This is a genomic window from Blastococcus colisei (assembly GCF_006717095.1).
Taxonomy (GTDB): Bacteria; Actinomycetota; Actinomycetes; order Mycobacteriales; family Geodermatophilaceae; genus Blastococcus_B; species Blastococcus_B colisei.
In genome coordinates, this window is the sequence record NZ_VFQE01000001.1 from 2682724 (window position 1) to 2696436 (window position 13713).

10 protein-coding genes and 2 rRNA genes are annotated in these 13713 nt (G+C 71.3%); 2 read left to right on the forward strand and 10 right to left on the reverse strand.

Translation table 11 applies throughout. From position 1 onward, the window contains the following. Positions 1-45: 45 nt before the first annotated feature. The 4 genes from recN to FHU33_RS12805 all read right to left on the reverse strand — a co-directional run bounded on the left by recN (position 46) and on the right by FHU33_RS12805 (position 4033). A complete protein-coding gene (recN, locus tag FHU33_RS12790) occupies positions 46-1842 on the reverse strand; it encodes a DNA repair protein RecN (RefSeq protein WP_211355116.1) in 1797 nt (598 codons plus the stop codon). Next, positions 1817-2875 carry an NAD kinase gene (locus tag FHU33_RS12795; protein WP_142025692.1) on the reverse strand — a complete coding sequence of 353 codons (1059 nt, stop codon included), beginning with the start codon at positions 2873-2875 and terminating at the stop codon, positions 1817-1819. Before FHU33_RS12795 ends, recN begins: the two co-directional genes overlap by 26 nt. A gap of 73 nt (positions 2876-2948) precedes the next feature. Continuing rightward, complete coding sequence (locus tag FHU33_RS12800) at positions 2949-3746, reverse strand: TlyA family RNA methyltransferase (protein WP_142025693.1); 798 nt, start codon at positions 3744-3746, stop codon at positions 2949-2951. Next, positions 3746-4033 (reverse strand): hypothetical protein, encoded by a 288-nt coding sequence (locus FHU33_RS12805; RefSeq protein ID WP_211355117.1) that lies wholly within the window; start codon positions 4031-4033, stop codon positions 3746-3748. The genes FHU33_RS12800 and FHU33_RS12805 overlap by 1 nt, the downstream gene beginning before the upstream one ends. 102 nt (positions 4034-4135) lie before the next feature. Between FHU33_RS12805 and FHU33_RS12810 the strand changes: the two genes are divergently transcribed. Next, positions 4136-4453 (forward strand): alkyl sulfatase C-terminal domain-containing protein, encoded by a 318-nt coding sequence (locus FHU33_RS12810; protein ID WP_246063569.1) that lies wholly within the window; start codon positions 4136-4138, stop codon positions 4451-4453. Here FHU33_RS12810 and FHU33_RS12815 read toward each other — a convergent pair. Both FHU33_RS12815 and FHU33_RS12820 read right to left on the reverse strand, forming a co-directional pair. Next, positions 4401-5576, reverse strand: coding sequence for an HAD-IIA family hydrolase (locus tag FHU33_RS12815; protein ID WP_142025695.1), 1176 nt, complete (start codon positions 5574-5576; stop codon positions 4401-4403). The genes FHU33_RS12810 and FHU33_RS12815 overlap by 53 nt on opposite strands. Then, entirely contained in the window at positions 5573-5965 is a 393-nt protein-coding gene (locus tag FHU33_RS12820) for a tetratricopeptide repeat protein (protein ID WP_142025696.1), read from the reverse strand. The genes FHU33_RS12815 and FHU33_RS12820 overlap by 4 nt, the downstream gene beginning before the upstream one ends. 108 nt (positions 5966-6073) lie before the next feature. On the opposite strand from FHU33_RS12820, the gene FHU33_RS12825 reads away from it, so the two are divergent. Next, a complete protein-coding gene (locus FHU33_RS12825; protein ID WP_142025697.1) occupies positions 6074-7384 on the forward strand; it encodes a DUF1015 domain-containing protein in 1311 nt (436 codons plus the stop codon). A 7-nt stretch (positions 7385-7391) separates the two neighbouring features. Here the strand turns inward: FHU33_RS12825 and FHU33_RS12830 are convergent, their stop codons facing one another. The 4 genes from FHU33_RS12830 to FHU33_RS12845 form a co-directional block, all read right to left on the reverse strand. Then, positions 7392-7751: a single-stranded DNA-binding protein gene (locus tag FHU33_RS12830; protein WP_142025698.1), complete on the reverse strand. Its 360-nt coding sequence runs from the start codon at positions 7749-7751 to the stop codon at positions 7392-7394. A gap of 99 nt (positions 7752-7850) precedes the next feature. Then, positions 7851-8759: a tetratricopeptide repeat protein gene (locus FHU33_RS12835; protein ID WP_142025699.1), complete on the reverse strand. Its 909-nt coding sequence runs from the start codon at positions 8757-8759 to the stop codon at positions 7851-7853. A 1309-nt stretch (positions 8760-10068) separates the two neighbouring features. Continuing rightward, positions 10069-10185 (reverse strand): 5S ribosomal RNA (gene rrf, locus FHU33_RS12840). A 119-nt stretch (positions 10186-10304) separates the two neighbouring features. Then, positions 10305-13454 (reverse strand): 23S ribosomal RNA (locus tag FHU33_RS12845). Between the last annotated feature and the right edge of the window lie 259 nt (positions 13455-13713).

Sequence of the window (13713 nt, forward strand, 5' to 3'; positions counted from 1 at the left end):
CCGCCCTCACCCTTCCGTGGCCCGTGCCACTCCCGCGGGCGTCGCTCAGCCGCGGCCGGCGGCCGCGACGGCCAGCAGCTCCCGCGCGTGCGCCTGCCCGGTGTCGCTGTCGCTGAGCCCGGAGAGCATCCGGGCCAGTTCCCGGACGCGGTCCTCGTCCTCGACGGCCCGGATGTCGGTCGCGGTGACCCCGGCCGCCGTGTCCGGCGACTTGTCGACGACGAGGTGCGTGTCGGCGAACGCGGCCACCTGCGCCAGGTGGGTGACGACGACGACCTGGTGGTCGCGCGCCAGCCGGGCCAGCCGCCGCCCGATCTCGCCGGCCGCCTGACCACCGACCCCGGCGTCCACCTCGTCGAACACCATGACCGGCACCGGGTCGGCACCGGCGAAGACGACCTCGATGGCGAGCATCACCCGGGACAGCTCACCGCCCGACGCGCCCTTGTGCACCGGGCGCGGCGGTGCGCCGGGGTGGGGTGCCAGGAGCAGCGCGACCTCGTCGATGCCCTCGGCACCCGGCTCGTCAGGGTGGCTGTCGATGGAGAAGGAGACGCCGGCGCTCTTCATGGCCAGGCCGGCGAGCTCGGCTCCCACCTCCGCGGCGAAACCCTGAGCGGCCGCCCGCCGGCCGGCCGAGACCTGCGCGCCGAGGTCGTCGACCTCCGCCCGGGCGGCGTCGCGGGCGGCGGACAGCGCCTCGAGGGCCTCGTCGGAGACGTCCAGCTCGGCCAGCCGGGCCACGGCGTCCTCCGCCCACGCGAGCACCCCGGCCACGCCTTCCCCCGGCCCCGCGAACTTACGCACCAGGGCGGTGATGGTGGCGCGGCGGTCCAGGACCTCGGCGAGGCGTCCCGGGTCGGCGTCGAGATCGGCGACGTAACCGGCCAACTGCGCGGACACGTCCGACACCACCGCCACGGCGTCGGCGAGGTCCTGGGCCAGGAGGACGAGCGTGGGGTCGTCGGATCCCGCGAGCGCCCGCTCGGCGATGGCCAGGGCGGCGGTCGCGTCCTGCGGAACCTCGCCGCCGCCGAGGTCGCCGGTCACGTCGCCGATCAGCGCCATCCGCGCCTCGTCGGCCGCGGCGCGAAGGGCGTCGGCGTCGGCCAGCCGTTTGGCCTGGGTGTCGAGGGCCTCGTCCTCCCCGGCCTCCGGTGCGACGGACTCGATCTCCTCGAGGCCGTGGCGCAGGACGTCGGCGGCCTGCGCCAGCTCCCGCGCCTGGCGGTGCCGCCGCTCGAGGTCGGCCGCCAGCTGCCGCCACCGCTGGTGGGCCTCGCGATAGCGGTCGAGGACCGCCAGGTGAGCGGCACCGGCGTAGCGGTCCAGGGCCCGCCGCTGCTCGGCGGGGCGGGACAGCCGTTGCTGATCGGTCTGCCCGTGGACGGCCAGCAGCCCCTCGGCCAGCTCCGCGACGACGCCGACGGGCACGCTGCGGCCGCCGAGGAAGGCCCGCGAGCGGCCTTCGGCACTGACGGTACGGGCCAGGATCAGGCTGCCGTCGTCGTCGGGGTCGGCGCCCGCGTCGGCGGCCCGTTCCCAGGCCGGGGACTCCGGCGGGAGGATCAGGCGGCCCTCGACGCCGGCCTTGCCGCTCGCACGGACGCGGCCCGGATCGGCCCGGCCACCGAACAGCAGGGTCAGGCCGGTGACGACCATCGTCTTTCCGGCGCCGGTCTCGCCGGTGACGACGGTGAGGCCGGCGCCGAGCTCGAGGGTGGCGTCGTCGATCGAGCCCAGCCCCCGGATCCGCAGCTCGGTCAGCCGGCCGGGGTGCCCGTCGACCACCGGTGCGGCCGGGGCAGCGGACCGCTCAGGCGTCGTCGTGCGAGCCGGCACCGGTCACCTCCGCGGCGGGCGCTCCTCCGTCGGTGACGCCGTTGCCGGCCACGACATCGCAGCTCAGCACGTTGCGGCTGGTGAAGAGCTCGTGGCCCGGTCCGGCGTGGCGGGCGTCCCGGAACCCCCGGACGGGCAGGCCGAACTTGGCCACCAGCCGGTCGCCGAACGTGGCGGCGTGCACGCGGGCGATCCGCACCGGGCGGTCGGCCCGGCGGACGTCCACCCGCCCGCCGTCGGGCACCTCGAGGATCCGGCGGCCGTCGGCCGACACGCGGGACCGGTTGCCGTCGGGCGGGACGGCGACGGTGAGGACCGAGTCCGGGGAGGTGACCAGGGGACGGGCGAAGAGGGCGTGGGCGTTGCTCGGGACCAGCAGCAGCGCCTCGACGTCGGGCCAGACGACGGGGCCGCCGGCGGAGAAGGCGTAGGCCGTCGAGCCGGTCGGGGTGGCGCACAGGACGCCGTCGCAGCCGAAGCTGGTGAGGGGCCTGCCGTCGATCGCCAGGACCACGTCGAGGACGCGGGAGCGCTGCGCCTTCTCCACCGAGACCTCGTTGAGGGCCCAGGTGCCGCCGACGACGGTGCCCGTGCCGTCGAGGACGTCGACCTGCAGGGCGAGGCGCTCCTCGACGGAGTACTCGCAGCGCTCGATCGCCAGGAGGGTCTCCTCCACCGCCTCGGGTTCGGTCTCGGCGAGGAAGCCCACCCGGCCGAGGTTGACCCCCATCAGGGCGGCGTCGGTGTACCGCGCCAGCTCCGCGGCGCGCAGGAAGGTGCCGTCGCCGCCGAAGACCATGACGATCTCCGCGCCGCTGGCCGCGTGGGAGTCGGCGGGTACGACCTCGGCGTCGGCGATGTCGAGGTCCTCGGCCTCGTCGACCAGCACCCGGACCACGATTCCCGCGGCGGTGAGCCGGGCGGCCGAGGTGCGGGCCAGGTCGACGATGTCGCGGCGGCCGGTGTGCACGGTCAGGAGGACCCGGCGTGGCTCCTCCTGCGGTGCGGGCGTGCCCTGGCGGGGCTGGCTCACGTGGTCTCCTCGCTGGCGCTGGTCGCGCGTGCTCGCGACCCTGTGCAGTCTCTGCGTGAGCTCGCGCCGGTGCTCACGGCGGGCCCTGCTGAACGGCCCGACGGACGTCGTCCTCCTGCGGTGGGGGCGCGTCGCGGCGCAGCCACAGGAAGAACTCCACGTTGCCGGCCGGACCGGGCAGCGGGCTGGCCACCACCCCCGCGGTTCCCCACCCCAGGGTCGCGGCGGCGGCGGCCACCTCGAGGACGGCCCGGACCCGGTGCTCGGGGTCGCGGACCACACCACCGGCGCCCAGGCGCTCACGGCCCACCTCGAACTGCGGCTTGACCATGGGCAGCAGGTCGGCGTCGTCGGTCGCGCAGGAGGTGAGGGCGGGCAGGACCAGGCGCAGCGAGATGAACGAGAGGTCGGCGACCACCAGGTCCACCGGTCCCTCGATCGCCTCCGGGGTGAGCGTGCGGACGTTGGTGCGCTCGAGAACCCGCACCCGCTCGTCGGTGCGCAGCGACCAGGCCAACTCCCCGTAGCCCACGTCGGCGGCGACCACCTCGGCCGCGCCCCGGCTGAGCAGGACCTCGGTGAAGCCACCGGTGGAGGCGCCCGCGTCGAGCGCACGGCGTCCCTCGACGGGGACCGGGAACGCCTCCAGTGCACCGAGGAGCTTGTGCGCGCCGCGGGAGACCCAGCTGGGTTGATCGGGATCGGTACGCACGACGACGGGAGTGGCCGCGTCGACGCCGGTCGCCGGCTTGGTGGCGGCCTGCCCGGAGATCGCGACCCGGCCCTCGGCGATGAGGGCGACGGCGTGCTCGCGCGAGCGGGCCAGGCCCCGCCGCACGAGCTCCGCGTCGAGCCGGCTGCGGCGGGCCATCAGAGCTGGTCGATCGTGCCGAGCTCGCGCTCGAGCCGGGCGTGCTCGGTCTCGAAGACCGCCACGTGCTCGGCGATGGGCCGCTCGGCGAGGTCGGTGAACGGGTCGGCGGCAGACGCCTGCTCGGGTGCGGCAGCAGTCGCCGGAGCGGGCTCGCCGGGGCGCGGCGGACCAGGGACCGGTCGCGGCGTGCTCGGCTCGGTCATCGCCCTGCCTTCCCGTGGAGTGGCCCCCAGCCGGCGTACCTCGGTCGGCTGGTTGTCGTCGCTGGCGAGGTTACCGGCCACGGACGACGGGCACGGGCGGACGAGCGGGGCGATAGCGTCTCGCGACCGGTACGACCCTTCCAGCGTTGGAGGCCCGCCCGCGTGGCGACGATGGATCAGTGCATGACGGCGCTCCGGAGCATCCTCGGAGACCTGGCCAGGAACCCGGCGGCCGAGGGACTCGATCGCAGCCTCTCCTGCCGGCTGACCGACCTCGACGAGGTGGTGCTCGGGCGACTGAGCTCCGGGGCGGTCCGGGATCTCCACGTACAGCCGCACGGCCCGGCGGTGCCGAAGGCCGACATCCGACTGACGATGACCAGCGACGACCTGGTGGCGATGGTCGACGGGCACCTGCACTTCGGTCAGGCCTGGGCGGGCGGACGGGTCAAGCTCGAGGCGGGCCTTCGCGACCTGCTGCGGCTGCGCAAGCTCCTGTAGGACGACGCCGCCACTCGCCGCTGCCGGTCGATGAGGTCAGGCTCCAGCGGCGGAGGGCCTCCTCCGCTCGCGTGCCGGCCGCCACGACGCGGGCCGGCGCCCCCTGGGCAGGGTGCCGGGACCAGTGCGCCGCGCACAGCACCCGGAGCCCGTCGAGACCGTCGTCGGCCCCCTCGCCCGCCGCCGACTCGAGGACGAGGACATCCCCGCCCTCGCCGGCCCGCGCCGTCCACTCCCCGCACCGCCACGACGGCCCATCGGGAACCACCGGCGGATGGGTACGCAGCAGGCCGGCGCAGTCCTCCGCCAGCAGGTCGGGGCGCTGCTGCGGCTCCGCGGCCAGCAGGACCGTGGGGTCGGTGACGCCGGTCAGGACCAGCAGGCTCGCCGCCCCGGCGCGGCGGGCCCCCTCGATGTCGGTGTCGAGCCGGTCGCCGACGACCAGCGGCCGGCGCGCGCCCGTCCTGCGGACGCACTCGGCGTGCATGGCCGGATCGGGCTTGCCGGTGACCAGCGGCGCCTGACCGGTGACGTTCCGGACGACGCCGACCATCGCCCCGTTTCCCGGGAGCGGGCCCCGCGGCGAGGGAACCGTCGCGTCGGCGTTGGTGGCGACGTGCCGGGCACCCTGCCGGACGGCGACCACTGCCTCGGCGAGTTCGGCCCAGCCCACCTCGCGCCCGTACCCCTGGACGACGGCGACCGGCTCGTCCTCGGCGCGCTCGACCACGGTCAGACCGGCGGCCGTGAGCGCGGCGGCGATCCCGGGGCCGCCGACGGGGAGCACCCGCGCGCCGGAGCCGAGCAGACCTGCCACCACGGTGGCCGCTGCCTGCGAACTGGTGATGACGTCGTCGGCGTCGGCGGGAACCCCGAGCACGGTCAGGTGGTCGGCCACCTGCTCGGGCGTGCGGGCGGCGTTGTTGGTCACGAATCCGAGGCGCATGCCGGCCCGCCGGGCGGCGGCCAGCGCGTCGGGCACGCCGGGAACGGCGTCCGGACCGACGTAGACGACCCCGTCGAGGTCGAGGAGCGCGACGTCGTAGACCTCGGCCGGGGGAACGCTGCTGCCGGCGAGCAGTGGGACGGCGGTGCCGGGGGTATCCGGGTGGGCGGCGGTCACGCGGACTCGGCCGCCTGCCGGGCCCTGACCCCGCGCAGCGCACGCGCGTAGTGGCCGACGTCCGGGCGCATGGCGACCGCCAGCGCCAGGTGCTCGGCCGCGAGCCGCAACTCCCCGGCCCGGCTGGCCGCCAGGCCGAGACCGAAGTGCGCGTAGTCGTCCGTGGGGCTGACGGCGGTCAGCGTGGTGAAGCTGATGACGGCCTCCTCGTAGCGGCCTGCGTCGTACTGGGCCCGTGCCAGCGCCTCGAGGATGCTGCGCGAGTCCGGCTCCGCCGCCGACGCGCGGCGGAGGAGGGTGGCCGCGGCCGCGGGATTGCCGTCCCGCAGGAGCTGGATGCCGCGCTGGTACCACTCGTAGACGCCGCCGTCGGGGGAAGTCTCCGGCACTCCTACCCCTCCTTCCTCGGCTGGGCCGAGCGCCTCCGGTCGGCGCGAGCCGGCCCGGACCAGACGGCTCGTGCCGGCCCGCAGCGGTGCGCTCCTACGATCGGTCACGTGCTCGAATCGACGTCGTCCCGGTCGTCCGCGTCGGCGACGGGACTCGACGTCCGTCCCTTCCGCGCCCTCACCTATCGGCACCGGGATCCCGGGCACCTCGCCCGGGTCAGCTCGCCAGCCTACGACCTGGTGACGCCGGCCGGCCGGGAGCGACTGGCCGGGGCCGACCCGCACAACATCGTCCGGCTGATCCTCCCGCTGCCTGGTCCGGGCTCCGATGACGAGGGCGATGCCGTCCAGCGCTCGACGGAGCTCGCCGCCGACACCCTGCGCCGCTGGCAGGAGGACGGGGTGCTGATCCGCGAAGCCGAACCGGCCTTGTGGCTCTACGAGCTGAGTCCGGCCGGCGGCGGTCCGACGACCGTCGGCTGGCTGGGAGCGGTCGCGCTGCCGCCGCCCGGCTCGACGGCGGTCCTCCCCCACGAGGACACCTACCCCCGCGCGGTCGAGGGCCGACGGGCGTTGCTGGCGGCGACCGGGACCGACCTCGAGCCCATCGTCCTCGCTCACGACCCGGACCCGGAGGTCACCGCGCTGAGCGAGGAGGTGCGCCGGGGCGAGCCGGACATGACCGTCCGGGACGTCGACGACGTCGGGCACCGGCTGTGGCGGGTGACCGATCGCGGATTGCTGGACCGGCTCACGCGCGCCCTCGCCCGGACCGAGGCGGTCATCGCCGACGGGCACCACCGCTTCGCGGCCGCTCGCGCCCATCAGCACGGCGCTTCCGCGGGGCCTGGCAGCGACAGCGTCCTGGCTCTGCTGACCCCGATGGGTCCGGGGGGTCTACGGGTCGATCCGATCCACCGCGTCGTTCCTGAACTGGACCTGAGCGCCGCCGTCGGCACCGCTGCCGCCGGCTTCCGCGTGGCCGACGTCCCCACGACCGGGGGTACGACGGCCGACGCAGTCCGGCGGTGGATGACCGCACCGCGGGAGTCCGGCTTCCTGGTCACCGACGGCAGGCGGCTGGTGCGGCTGTCCGATCCCACGGACGACGTCCGCGCGGCCGTGCCCTCCGAGGCACCCCCGGCCTGGCGCGGACTCGACGTGGTCGTGGCGCACCACAGCCTCCTCGGCCGGCTCTGGCAGCGCTCGGACGACCCTGACTCCGTGCTGATCTCGCACAGCGTGGAAGAGGCACTCCGGGTCGCGGTCGAACGCTCGGGAGTGGCGCTCCTGCTCAGGGCGCCGTCGCCCGCCGACGTCGCCGCCGTCGCCCGAGCAGGCGCCCGGATGCCCCGGAAGTCCACCCTCTTCGTGCCCAAGCCGCGGACGGGTCTGGTGCTGCGGCCGCTGGCGGACTGAGCTCGCCTCACGCGGTCCGCTCGCCGGCGCCGACGCCCGATCGGGGCACCTTCCGGCCCTTGCGGCAGTTCACCTCGCAGACGGACGCAGTGCCGCTGCCGGTCCGCCAGAACCGCCGCTGCAGGGCGCCTTCCACCTCGACCACGTCTCCGGGTTGCCAGAGCGCCGCACGACGCTGCAGGCCACGGTCGTAGGTGATGCAGGTGAGCACGTCCACCGACTGGCCCCGCGCTCGCGGTTCGAGGCGGCGCACCACGAGACGGAAGGTGAGCAGCGGATCACCGCTGGGCAGGGCCCGGATCTCCGCTGGGGCGGACAGCCGCCCGCGGAGCACCACGTCGTTCCGATCGATCACAGCAACGCTCATGCAATGAGCGTGCTGCGACCGGGGTCCGGCGCCCAGCGCCCGGCCGCATCTGTGGACGCCGCCGGGCGATGTGGACGACGCCGCCCCTGATGTGAGAGGTCAGTGCGTACCGGTGTGGCCCTCGCCCGGCTCGGCGGCGTCCGACGGCGGATCGACCTCTCCCAGCAGTTCGGCCACTTCGGCCTCGACCTCCTCGTCGAAGCTGCGCCCCAGACCGTGGTCGTCCTCGGGCAGGGGTGCGACGACCTCCGGCGGTGCCGGCTCCTCGGATCGCCCGGGCTGATACGGCGCCTGATCGTCGAAGGCCTGGGCGGTCTCCCTCGCGTCGACGTCGACGACGACGTCTTCCAGATCGGTGAACTCGATGCCCAGGCGGTCGACGGCTCCGGTGATGTCCTCCGGATCGGCCCCCGCGATGGCCACGAACCAGTCCATCGCCCGGTCGGCCTGCCCCTGCAGCTCCAGCAGTTCGGCGTAGGCGGAGGCCAGCCGCAGGCGGGCGTGGTCTCCCGGGTGCAGAGACGACGGGTCCAGCGGACTCCCGAGCGCCGCCTCGAGCACGAGCCGGGCCGCTGCGGCCTCACCGAGATCGAGCCGGGCCCCGGACTCCACGATGCGGAGTTCGACCGTCTCGTCCGCATCCGGTTTGTCCGCGAGAGCCTCGGCGACGAGTCGCAGCGCAACCTCCGGGCGTCCGAGTGCCCGCTCGCAGTCCGCGAGGACGGCTCGATAGCCCTCGTCACCGCTCATTCGGCGGTAGGCGCGCAGCTCGCGGGCTGCCTCGGCGTAGTCCTCGGCGTGGTAGGCAGCAACCCCGACGGCTTCCCGCACGGCGGCGACCCGGGACGCGCGGTCACGGGCGGCACGTGCATGCGCGAGCGCGGCCGCCGGGTCCTCTTCCACGAGAGTGCCGGCGGCGACGAGGTGCGCGGCTACCCGCTCCACGTTGCGCGGGTCCATACCTCGCAGCGCGCCGCGCACCGCAGGGTCCAGGTCACGGACGTCCACCCACTCCGGGATGGCCGGGCCGGGTGGGAGCGGCGGCCGACGCTCCTCCCCCGCTGTCGGCGGTCGCCGGGCTCCTCCGGCCGGAGCACCCCGGCGGTCGTCGGAGGGACGCCGATCACGCCAGCCGCCGCCGCCGCGTGGAGCGCCCGGACGTTCCGGACGGTCACCCCGCGACCGGTGGTCCTGCCACTGCGGCCGATCGCCGGACGCGCGATCAGTCTGCGGGCCACCGCGTTCGGCACGCTCCTGCCACTGCCCGCGGGTGTTCCGGGAGCCCCCGGAGCGCCCGTGATCCCCACTGCGGGGACGATCCCCCTGCGGACGGCGGTCCTGCCACTGGGGCCGGTCACCGGCCGGACGGTCACTGCGGGGTGCGCCGGAGCCCTGCGGCCGCCGACCGCCGGAGGGACGATCGCCCTGGGGACGGCGGTCCTGCCACTGGGGCCGGTCACCGGCCGGACGGTCACCGCGGGGCGCGCCGGAACCCTGCGGCCGCCGACCGCCGGAGGGACGATCGCCCTGGGGACGGCGGTCCTGCCACTGGGGCCGGTCACCGGCCGGACGGTCACCGCGGGGCGCGCCGGAACCCTGCGGCCGGCCACCGCCGGAGGGACGATCCCCCTGCGGACGGCGGTCCTGCCACTGCGGCCGGTCCCCGGCCGGACGGTCACCGCGGGGCGCGCCGGAACCCTGCGGCCGGCCACCGCCGGAGGGACGATCCCCCTGCGGACGGCGGTCCTGCCACTGCGGCCGGTCCCCGGCCGGACGGTCACCGCGGGGTGCGCCGGAGCCCTGCGGTCGCCCACCGCCGGACGGACGTTCCCCCTGCGGACGGCGGTCCTGCCACTGGGGCCGGTCACCGGTCGCACGGTCACCCGGCGGTCGGCGGCCCTGCCATTGCGGGCGATCCCCCGTCGGACCCGATCCCTGCGGACGCTCCTGCCGCTCAGGCTTTTCGTCACGGGACGAACCCCCGCTTCGCGCGCCGGCCGGCCGTCCCGCGGATGCCCCCGTGCCGCCACGCGGGTAGCCGCCACCTCCACGGCGAGGGCCACCACCGGTCCGGGCCCCGCCACGTCCGGCGGCGCCGCCCTGAGCGGCGCTGGACCTGTTCTTGCCGGCGGACCCTCGCCCCGCTCCGGAGCCGCGGTCGTTTCGCGCTCCACCGGAGTCGCGTCGCGGAGATGTCATGACTGCGGAGTACCTCTTCGATTGGCGGCGCTCATCGGCAGGGGGCCGACGGCATTACCGGACGCACACGCGAACGAGGGCCAGAGCCTGTGGCTCTGACCCCCGTTCGGTAATGGTTGTCCGGCGGCGTCCTACTCTCCCACCCCGTCTCCAGGGCAGTACCATCGGCGCTGAGAGGCTTAGCTTCCGGGTTCGGAATGTTGCCGGGCGTTTCCCTCTCGCCATGGCCGCCGTAACTCTGTGAACATGTACGAACCGTCTGGTTCGTGCGTTCAGAACCGCACAGTGGACGCGAAGCATTCTTCGAATAGTTGACTCTGACCAGGGTTCTGCACCCACCGCCGGTGGGTGTGTGTGGTCAAGCCCTCGGCCTGTTAGTACCGGTCAGCTGCACACCTCGCGGTGCTTCCACTTCCGGCCTATCAACCCGCTGGTCTGGGCGGGGGCCTTACCCGGTTGACCCGGTGAGAGACCTCATCTTGAAGCGAGCTTCCCGCTTAGATGCTTTCAGCGGTTATCCCTGCCGAACGTAGCCAACCAGCAGTGCACCTGGCGGTACAACTGGCACACCAGAGGTTCGTCCGTCCCGGTCCTCTCGTACTAGGGACAGCTCTTCTCAAGTCTCTTACGCGCACGGCGGATAGGGACCGAACTGTCTCACGACGTTCTAAACCCAGCTCGCGTACCGCTTTAATGGGCGAACAGCCCAACCCTTGGGACCTACTCCAGCCCCAGGATGCGACGAGCCGACATCGAGGTGCCAAACCATCCCGTCGATATGGACTCTTGGGGAAGATCAGCCTGTTATCCCCGGGGTACCTTTTATCCGTTGAGCGACACCGCTTCCACATGCCGGTGCCGGGTCACTAGTCCCAGCTTTCGCTCCTGCTCGACCCGTCGGTCTCACAGTCAAGCTCCCTTGTGCACTTGCACTCGACACCTGATTGCCAACCAGGCTGAGGGAACCTTTGGGCGCCTCCGTTACATTTTGGGAGGCAACCGCCCCAGTTAAACTACCCACCTGACACTGTCCCTGATCCGGATCACGGACCGAGGTTAGACATCCAATTCGACCAGAGTGGTATTTCAACGGCGACTCCACGAACACTGGCGTGCCCGCTTCACAGTCTCCCACCTATCCTACACAAGCCGAACCGAACACCAATATCAAGCTATAGTAAAGGTCCCGGGGTCTTTCCGTCCTGCCGCGCGTAACGAGCATCTTTACTCGTAGTGCAATTTCGCCGAGCCTGTGGTTGAGACAGCTGAGAAGTCGTTACGCCATTCGTGCAGGTCGGAACTTACCCGACAAGGAATTTCGCTACCTTAGGATGGTTATAGTTACCACCGCCGTTTACTGGCGCTTGAGTTCTGAGCTTCGCGCCCGAAGGCACTAACCCGTCCCCTTAACGTTCCAGCACCGGGCAGGCGTCAGTCCGTATACATCGTCTTACGACTTCGCACGGACCTGTGTTTTTAGTAAACAGTCGCTTCTCACTGGTCTCTGCGGCCCCCCACCGCTGCCCCGCGCAAGGCGGTTCACAGTTTGGGGCCCCCCTTCTCCCGAAGTTACGGGGGCATTTTGCCGAGTTCCTTAACCACAGTTCGCTCGATCGCCTCGGTATTCTCTACCTGACCACCTGAGTTGGTTTGGGGTACGGGCCGCTCGGAACTCGCTAGAGGCTTTTCTCGGCAGCATAGGACCATCCAATTCGCCTCATTCGGCTATGCGTCAGGCCTCACCCTGTGTGCGACGCGGATTTACCTACGTCGCGGGCCACACCCTTGCCCCGGTACTACCACTCACCGGTAGGACTACCTTCCTGCGTCACCCCATCGCTTGCCTACTACCAGTCCGGGTCCCGCGCTAGTCCCCGCCACCGATCCTCGAAAGAACCAGTCACGGGTGTTCGGGCGGTTAGCATCGCTGGGTTCAGCATGGGCGTTCCTTCGCGGGTACGGGAATATCAACCCGTTGTCCATCGACTACGCCTGTCGGCCTCGCCTTAGGTCCCGACTCACCCTGGGCGGATTAGCCTGGCCCAGGAACCCTTGGTCTTCCGGCGGGGGAGGTTCTCACTCCCCTCTCGCTACTCATGCCTGCATTCTCACTCGCGTGGCGTCCACGGCTGGATCACTCCGCCGCTTCGACCGCCACACGACGCTCCCCTACCCATCCACACACCTGGCCGGCTCCTGAAAGGGAACCGACGGGCTGCCATCCGAGGACGGCGCGTGAATGCCACGGCTTCGGCGGTGTGCTTGAGCCCCGCTACATTGTCGGCGCGGAATCACTTGACCAGTGAGCTATTACGCACTCTTTCAAGGGTGGCTGCTTCTAAGCCAACCTCCTGGTTGTCTCTGCGACTCCACATCCTTTTCCACTTAGCACACGCTTAGGGGCCTTAGCCGATGATCTGGGCTGTTTCCCTCTCGACTACGAACCTTATCGCCCGCAGTCTCACTGCCACGCTCTCACTTACCGGCATTCGGAGTTTGGTTGACGTCAGTAACCTTGTGGGGCCCCTCAGCCATCCAGTGCTCTACCTCCGGCAAGAAACACGTGACGCTGCACCTAAATGCATTTCGGGGAGAACCAGCTATCACCGAGTTTGATTGGCCTTTCACCCCTACCCACAGCTCATCCCCCAGGTTTTCAACCCTGGTGGGTTCGGTCCTCCACGCGGTCTTACCCGCGCTTCAACCTGGCCATGGGTAGATCACTCGGCTTCGGGTCTAGGGCACGCGACTGACTCGCCCTGTTCGGACTCGCTTTCGCTACGGCTACCCCACACGGGTTAACCTCGCCACGTACCACTAACTCGCAGGCTCATTCTTCAAAAGGCACGCAATCACCCCGCACCCGAAGGTGCTAAGGCTCTCACGGCTTGTAGGCACACGGTTTCAGGTACTATTTCACTCCCCTCCCGGGGTACTTTTCACCTTTCCCTCACGGTACTTGTCCGCTATCGGTCACCAGGGAGTATTCAGGCTTAGCGGGTGGTCCCGCCAGATTCACACCGAATTTCACGGGCTCGGTGCTACTTGGGAAACACGTCCGGGAGACAACGCGTTTTCGTGTACGGGGCTCTCACCCTCTACGGCGACCCCTTCCAGAGGCCTTCCACTAACGACGCTGTTTTCTTACTCCCCGCCGGATCGGCAGATCCGACTGGACGGTCCCACGACCCCGACCACACAACGCCTGCCGGCTATCACATGCAATCGGTTTAGCCTCATCCGCTTTCGCTCGCCACTACTCACGGAATCACGGTTGTTTTCTCTTCCTGTGGGTACTGAGATGTTTCACTTCCCCACGTTCCCTCCACACGCCCTATGTGTTCAAGCGCGGGTCACACCACATGACTGGTGCGGGGTTCCCCCATTCGGAAATCCTCGGATCAACGCTCGGTTGACAGCTCCCCGAGGCTTATCGCAGCCTCCTACGTCCTTCATCGGCTCCTGGTGCCAAGGCATCCACCGTGCGCCCTTAACAACTTGGCCACACAAAATCCCACCCATCCACGCCGGAAAGACATCGATGAGCGGGCCTACAAGAACTCTGCTAATCAGAGTCAAAAAGATGCTCGCGTCCACTGTGCAGTTCTCAACGTACGACCAGACACCCCCCACATGTCCCCGCCAGACCCACCACCCCACAGGGCGACAGCGGTACGAGAAGCAGGAAGGCCCCGACACGAGATCGCAGCACCCGGTTCCCCGGATGGCCCGCTCCCTCAGGACCCAACAGCGTGCCTACGAA

Coding starts and splice junctions, on each gene's coding strand:
- FHU33_RS12800 (WP_142025693.1), bottom strand. CDS start 3,746: ATGGCCCGCCGCAGCCGGCTCGACGCGGAGCTCGTGCGGCGGGGCCTG.
- FHU33_RS12810 (WP_246063569.1), top strand. CDS start 4,136: ATGACGGCGCTCCGGAGCATCCTCGGAGACCTGGCCAGGAACCCGGCG.
- FHU33_RS12830 (WP_142025698.1), bottom strand. CDS start 7,751: ATGAGCGTTGCTGTGATCGATCGGAACGACGTGGTGCTCCGCGGGCGG.